The following is a 6,518-nucleotide window of genomic DNA, read 5'->3' on the forward strand; positions in this document are numbered from 1 at the left end:
GCGCCCGCGCCCGGCATGACGCCCGAGATGCGCAAGGCGATGGGCGACGCGGCGGTCCGCGCGGCCGAGGCGATCGGGTATTCCGGCGCCGGCACGGTCGAGTTCATCGTCGACGGCTCGGACGGGCTGCGCACCGACGGATTCTGGTTCATGGAGATGAACACCCGCCTGCAGGTCGAGCACCCGGTGACCGAGGCGATCACCGGCGTGGACCTCGTCGAATGGCAGCTTCGCGTCGCCGCCGGAGAACCGCTTCCGGCCGCGCAGGAGGACCTGACCATCACCGGCCACGCCTTCGAGGCGCGGCTTTACGCCGAGGACGTGCCGGCGGGATTCCTGCCCGCGACCGGCCGCCTGTCGCACCTGGAATTCCCCGACGACGCGCGCTGCGACAGCGGCGTGCGGTCCGGCGACACGATCAGTCCGCATTACGACCCGATGATCGCCAAGATCATCACCCACGGTCCGACCCGCGCCATCGCGCTGCGCAAGCTGTCGCGCGCGCTTGCAGGCACGCAGGTGGCGGGTACCGTCACGAACCTCGCCTTCCTGTCGCGGCTGGCGGCGCACCCGGGCTTTGCGGCGGGTCAGGTCGACACCGGGCTGATCGCGCGCGATCTCGACGCGCTCACCGAAACCGATACCGTGCATCCGCGGATCGTGGCGCGCGCGGCGCTGGCCGCGGCGGGGTTGGACGGCGCCAACAAGTGGGACACCGGTTTCACCCTGTGGCAGCCGCTGTCGCGGCGCGTGACGCTGGCGACCGGCGGGGCCGAGATCGACTGCACCCTGCGCGTGGGCGGGCCGGACAGGGTCGAGATCGCGCTGCCCGAGGCCACTGTGCTGGCCGAACGGCGCGGCGGCCTCTGGCGCATCGATGGCGAACCGGCCGCGCCGGTCCACGCTGCAAAAGGGCAGGTGACGGTGTTCGCGGCACCGGCGGTGGCCTTCGACGTGATCGACCCGCTGGCGCGCGCCGCGGCCGCCGCGACCGGCGACTCGCTGACGCTGGCGCCGATGCCGGGCCGGGTCGTCTTGGTCGCGGTCGAGGCCGGGCAGGCGGTGGTCGAGGGTCAGCGGCTGGTGGTCCTCGAGGCGATGAAGATGGAACACGCCATGACGGCGTGGCGCGACGGCACCGTGGCCGAGGTTCTGGTCAGCGAAGGCGCGCAGGTCGAGGCCGGCGCGCCGCTGATCCGCCTGGACGAGGTGGAAGAGACCGCATGACCCTTGTCCTGCATCACGTTCAGTATGGCCGGTCCTTCCGCGTTCTCTGGCTGGCCGAGGAGATCGGCATCGACCGGTTCGGCGGGCTCGAAGTGGTGGAATACCGCATCGGCACCCCCGAGATGCGCGAGGGCGCGCTGCCGTGCCTGTCGCCCGCCGCGCGGATCCCGGCGATCGCGTGGGACGGGCTCGAGATGAGCGAATCCGGCGCGATCGTGCAGCATCTGGTCGAGCGGTTGGAGCCCGCGCTCGGCCGGGACGCGGATCACCCCGAACGGGCCGCCTACCTGCAGTGGATCCATTACGCCGAGACGCAGGCGAGCCTCGTCGAGCAGCTGAACCTGATGATGGTCTTCCTGCGCCCGCCGGCCAAGCCGCCCGCGGTCGTCGTGAAGCTGACCGTCGCCCGCCTGCGCCAGACCCTGCGCGGGATGGAGGAGCGGCTGACCGGCGACTGGCTGCTGCCCTCGGGGTTCTCGGCCGCCGACATCATGATGGGCTTCAACCTGTTCGCGGTGCCATACTACGTGAAGCTGGACGAGTTCCCGCGGCTGACGGCCTACAAGGCCCGGATCGAGGCGCGCGACGCCTACAAGCGCGCCGCCCTTCGCGAAGGCCCGCAGCGCTTCTACGACCGCGACTTCTACCCCGTGCCCGACGCCTGAGGGAGGCTGCCATGACCGGACACGTCGAGATCTTCGAGGTCGGCCCGCGCGACGGGCTGCAGAACGAGACGCGCGCCATCGCGACCGAGGACAAGGTGGCGCTGGTCGACCTGCTGTCGCAGGCCGGGTTTCGCCGCATCGAATGCGCCAGTTTCGTCAGTCCGAAATGGGTGCCGCAGATGGCGGATTCGGCCGAGGTGCTGGCCGGCATCCGCCGCGCGCCGGGCGTGTCCTACGCCGCGCTGACGCCCAACATGAAGGGGCTCGAACGCGCCATCGAAGCGAGGGCGGACGAGGTGTCGGTCTTCGGCTCGGCCTCGGAAGGGTTCTCGTGCGCGAACATCAACGCGACCATCGCCGAAAGCCTCGAGCGGTTCGCGCCAGTGGTGGCCGCCGCGCGCGAGGCCGGGCTTCCGGTGCGCGGCTACGTTTCCTGCGTGTGCGACTGTCCGTTCGACGGGCCGGTGCCGCCCGAGGCGGTGGCACGGGTCGCGGCCGCGCTACGCGCCATGGGCTGCTACGAGATCAGCCTGGGCGACACGATCGGGCGAGCCACTCCCGAGGCCGTCGACGCGATGCTGGCGGCGGTTCTGGACGAGGTGCCGGCAAACGAGCTGGCGGGGCATTTCCACGACACCGCGGGCCGCGCGCTAAGCAACGTCGAGGCGGCGCTGGCGCGCGGGCTGCGGGTGTTCGACGCAGCGGTGGGCGGCCTCGGCGGCTGTCCCTACGCCCCGGGGGCCGCGGGCAACGTGGCGACCGAGGCGGTGCACGACCGGCTGACGGCGCTCGGCTACGACACCGGGCTGGACCCGGCGGTGCTGGCCAGCGCCGCGACCATGGCGCGGGCGATGCGGCCGCCGCGCGAGACCATCCAGCAGGAGGCAGGACGATGACCGGACTGATCGACGTCGCCCGCGACGCGCGCGGCGTGACCACCATCACGCTGAACCGCCCCGACAAGCACAACGCCCTGTCGGCCGAGATGCTGACCGAGCTCGAAGGCGTGGCACAGGCGGTGGCCGAGGATGCCGAGACGCGCGTCGTCGTACTGACCGCCGCCGGGCGCAGCTTTTGCGCGGGGGGCGACCTTGCATGGATGCGCGAGCAATTCGGCATGGACACTCGCACGCGGCGGCGCGAGTCGAAGCGCATCGCCAGCGCGCTGGGGGCGCTTTATGCGCTGCCGCAGCCGCTGATCGGGCGGGTGCAGGGCAACGCGTTCGGTGGCGGCGTCGGGCTGGTGTCGGTCTGCGACGTGGCGATCGCCGTCGAGGGCGCGAAGTTTGCGCTGACTGAGACGAAGCTGGGTCTGATCCCGGCCAATATCGGCCCCTACGTGATCGGCCGCATGGGGGCGGGCAGCGCGCAGCAGGTCTTCATGTCCGGCCGCGTGTTCGAGGCGCCCGAGGCGGTGCGCCTGAACCTGCTGTCGCGGTCGGTGCCCGCCGACGCGCTGGAAAACGCGGTCGCCGCCGAGGTCACGCCGTACCTGGCCTGCGCGCCCGGCGCCGTGCGCGACGCCAAGCGGCTGCTGCGCGATCTCGGTGGAGAGGTGCGCACCTCGGACGTCGAGATGGCGATCGACGCGCTGGCCCTGCGCTGGGAGACCGCCGAGGCGCAGGAGGGCGTCGGCGCGTTCCTCGACAAGCGCCGCGCACCCTGGGACGACAGCACGGGCTAGCCCGCCCGCGCCGCGACGCCGCGTCAGGCGGCAGCGGCGCGCGCGCAGCCTTTTGTCGCAACATCCCCACGCGCCTAACGCGCTGAAAATGCGCCATATTCCCGTTTGGCAAACTGAGCGCACCCGGTTGACCCTTTGATCCGCCGGGAGTAAAGCCACATGTGACAGGTGCGACGCCCGCGGCGCGCGCCCGGATTCCGCGCGGATCGTCCGAGCCTAAGGCGGACCGGCGCGCGGGGCCCGACCGAAACGACCTGAGCGAAGGGGATTTCACGTGGACGAACTGCTTCGGGAATACCTTCCCATCCTCGTCTTCCTGGCCGTCGCGATCGGCCTGGGGCTGGTGCTGATCCTCGCCGCGCTGGTGGTGGCGGTGCGCAATCCCGACCCCGAGAAGGTCAGCGCCTACGAATGCGGCTTCAACGCCTTCGACGACGCGCGCATGAAATTCGACGTCCGGTTCTACCTCGTGTCGATCCTGTTCATCATCTTCGACCTGGAAATCGCGTTCCTGTTCCCCTGGGCGGTCGCGTTCCAGCACGTAAGCATGGTGGGCTTCTGGTCGATGATGGCGTTCCTGGCGCTGCTGACCGTGGGCTTCGCCTACGAATGGAAGAAGGGGGCACTGGAATGGCAGTGAAGGATCCCGACGTGAACGAACCCGACGTGACCCACGTCCAGAGCGAGGGCTACCAGACCCCGCGCGTGAAATCCGGCCCCTCGGCGAAGGTGCCGCTGGAGGCCGACGCGCCGGGCTACGTCGCCGACCCGGTGACGCAGACGCTGAACCGCGAGCTGCAGGACAAGGGCTTTCTGCTGACCTCGACCGAGGACATCATCAACTGGGCGCGCACCGGCTCGCTGCACTGGATGACGTTCGGCCTGGCCTGCTGCGCGGTCGAGATGATGCATTCGTCGATGCCGCGCTACGATCTGGAACGCTTCGGTGTCGCGCCGCGCGCCTCGCCGCGCCAGTCCGACCTGATGATCGTGGCCGGCACGTTGACCAACAAGATGGCGCCGGCGCTGCGCAAGGTCTACGACCAGATGCCCGAGCCGCGCTACGTTATCAGCATGGGCTCGTGCGCCAACGGCGGCGGGTACTACCACTACAGCTACAGCGTCGTGCGCGGCTGCGACCGGATCGTGCCGGTCGACATCTATGTCCCCGGCTGCCCCCCCACGGCCGAGGCGCTGGTCTACGGAATCATGGCGCTGCAGAAGAAGATCCGCCGCACCGGCACGCTGGTGCGCTGATCGCATGACCGCGCGGACGAAGGCCCTGAAGGAGAGAGCGCGATGACCGATGCGCTGAACGAGCTGGGAAGTCACATCGAGGCACGGCGCCCGGATTGCGTGCTGGGCTGGCAGGTCTCGCACGGCGAGCTGACGATCGACGTGACGCTGTCGAACCTGCGCGGCCTCGTCGAGTTCCTCAAGACCGACGCCACCTGCCGGTTCACCACGCTGATCGACATCACCGCGGTGGACTACCCGCAGCGGCCCAAGCGCTTCGACGTGGTCTACCACTTCCTGTCGATGTGGCAGAACCACCGCATCCGCCTGCGCGTCCCCGTGCGCGAGGACGACACCGTGCCCTCGATCACCGCGGTGCACCCCTCGGCCAACTGGTTCGAGCGCGAAATCTTTGACATGTTCGGGCTGCTGTTCTCGGGTCATCCCGACCTGCGCCGCATCCTGACCGATTACGGCTTTCGCGGTCATCCGCTGCGCAAGGACTTCCCCACCACCGGCTATACCGAGGTGCGCTACGACGAAGAGCAGAAGCGCGTCGTCTACGAGCCCGTGAGCCTGGTGCAGGAATACCGCCAGTTCGACTTCATGTCGCCCTGGGAGGGTGCGGAATACGTGCTGCCCGGCGACGAGAAGACCGACGCCGCGGCCAACGAGAAGGCGAAGGGCTGATGGGTTTCCTCGTCTGGCTGGCGGTCACGATCGCCACGATCATTCCGCTGATGAAGCTGCTGCCGCATTTCGGCGTGCACAAGTACTGGGCCTTCGCCGCGGTCATCCCGATCGTGCCGCTGATCCTGCTGTGGGTCATGGCGATGAAGCTGCAGGAAATGGAGAGACTGTGATGGACGGCTCCAAGGGATTCGACGACGCCCAGACGGGCGAGCAGAAGATCCGCAACTTCAACATCAACTTCGGCCCGCAGCACCCGGCGGCGCACGGCGTGCTGCGCCTCGTGCTGGAACTCGACGGCGAGATCGTCGAGCGCTGCGATCCGCATATCGGCCTGCTGCACCGCGGCACCGAGAAGCTGATGGAAAGCCGGACCTACCTGCAGAACCTGCCGTATTTCGACCGGTTGGACTATGTCGCGCCGATGAACCAGGAACACGCCTGGTGCCTGGCGATCGAGAAACTCACCGGCGTCGAGGTGCCGCGCCGCGCCTCGCTGATCCGGGTGCTGTACTCCGAGATCGGGCGCGTTCTGAACCACCTGCTCAACGTCACGACGCAGGCGATGGACGTGGGCGCTCTGACCCCGCCGCTGTGGGGCTTCGAAGAGCGCGAGAAGCTGATGATCTTCTACGAGCGCGCCAGTGGCGCGCGGCTGCACGCCGCGTATTTCCGGCCTGGCGGCGTGCACCAGGACCTGCCGCCCGAGTTGCTCGACGATATCGAGACGTGGGCGCACGAGTTCCCCAAGGTGCTGGACGACATCGACGGGCTGCTGACCGAGAACCGCATCTTCAAGCAGCGCAACGCCGATATCGGCGTCGTCACGGCGGAAGAGGCGCAGGAATGGGCGTTCTCGGGCGTGATGGTGCGCGGCTCGGGCATGGCGTGGGACCTGCGTCGCGCGCAGCCCTACGAATGCTACGACGAGTTCGAGTTCCAGATCCCCGTGGGCAAGAACGGCGACTGCTACGACCGTTTCCTGTGCCGGATGGAGGAGATGCGCCAGTCGGTCT

The 6,518-nt window shown here is 69.0% G+C and carries 9 protein-coding genes; all 9 read left to right on the top strand.

Annotated features, from left to right (window positions below):
* The coding region (locus tag ACFDTC_RS12175; RefSeq protein WP_375259148.1) for a biotin/lipoyl-containing protein at positions 1–1,227 on the top strand (1,227 nt) is incomplete at its 5' end.
* The gene (locus ACFDTC_RS12180) at positions 1,224–1,892 is read left to right on the top strand and encodes a glutathione S-transferase family protein (protein WP_375259149.1); all 669 of its coding nucleotides are present in this window, start codon (positions 1,224–1,226) and stop codon (positions 1,890–1,892) included. The genes ACFDTC_RS12175 and ACFDTC_RS12180, both read left to right, overlap by 4 nt.
* An 11-nt stretch (positions 1,893–1,903) precedes the next feature.
* Complete coding sequence (locus ACFDTC_RS12185) at positions 1,904–2,788, top strand: hydroxymethylglutaryl-CoA lyase (RefSeq protein ID WP_375259150.1); 885 nt, start codon at positions 1,904–1,906, stop codon at positions 2,786–2,788.
* Positions 2,785–3,576: a crotonase/enoyl-CoA hydratase family protein gene (locus ACFDTC_RS12190; protein WP_375259151.1), complete on the top strand. Its 792-nt coding sequence runs from the start codon at positions 2,785–2,787 to the stop codon at positions 3,574–3,576. The genes ACFDTC_RS12185 and ACFDTC_RS12190 overlap by 4 nt, the downstream gene beginning before the upstream one ends.
* A 274-nt stretch (positions 3,577–3,850) precedes the next feature.
* On the top strand, positions 3,851–4,216 hold the full coding sequence (locus ACFDTC_RS12195; RefSeq protein WP_375259152.1) for an NADH-quinone oxidoreductase subunit A: 366 nt from the start codon (positions 3,851–3,853) through the stop codon (positions 4,214–4,216).
* Complete coding sequence (locus ACFDTC_RS12200) at positions 4,207–4,833, top strand: NuoB/complex I 20 kDa subunit family protein (RefSeq protein WP_375259153.1); 627 nt, start codon at positions 4,207–4,209, stop codon at positions 4,831–4,833. The genes ACFDTC_RS12195 and ACFDTC_RS12200 overlap by 10 nt, the downstream gene beginning before the upstream one ends.
* A gap of 42 nt (positions 4,834–4,875) precedes the next feature.
* Positions 4,876–5,502, top strand: a complete 627-nt coding sequence (locus ACFDTC_RS12205; protein ID WP_375259154.1) for an NADH-quinone oxidoreductase subunit C — start codon at positions 4,876–4,878, stop codon at positions 5,500–5,502.
* Entirely contained in the window at positions 5,502–5,675 is a 174-nt protein-coding gene (locus tag ACFDTC_RS12210; RefSeq protein WP_375259155.1) for a hypothetical protein, read from the top strand. The genes ACFDTC_RS12205 and ACFDTC_RS12210 overlap by 1 nt, the downstream gene beginning before the upstream one ends.
* A partial coding sequence (locus ACFDTC_RS12215; RefSeq protein ID WP_375259156.1) for an NADH-quinone oxidoreductase subunit D occupies positions 5,675–6,518 on the top strand: 844 nt, incomplete at its 3' end. The genes ACFDTC_RS12210 and ACFDTC_RS12215, both read left to right, overlap by 1 nt.

It is taken from the genome of Citreimonas sp., assembly GCF_042096055.1.
Taxonomy (GTDB): Bacteria; Pseudomonadota; Alphaproteobacteria; order Rhodobacterales; family Rhodobacteraceae; genus Citreimonas.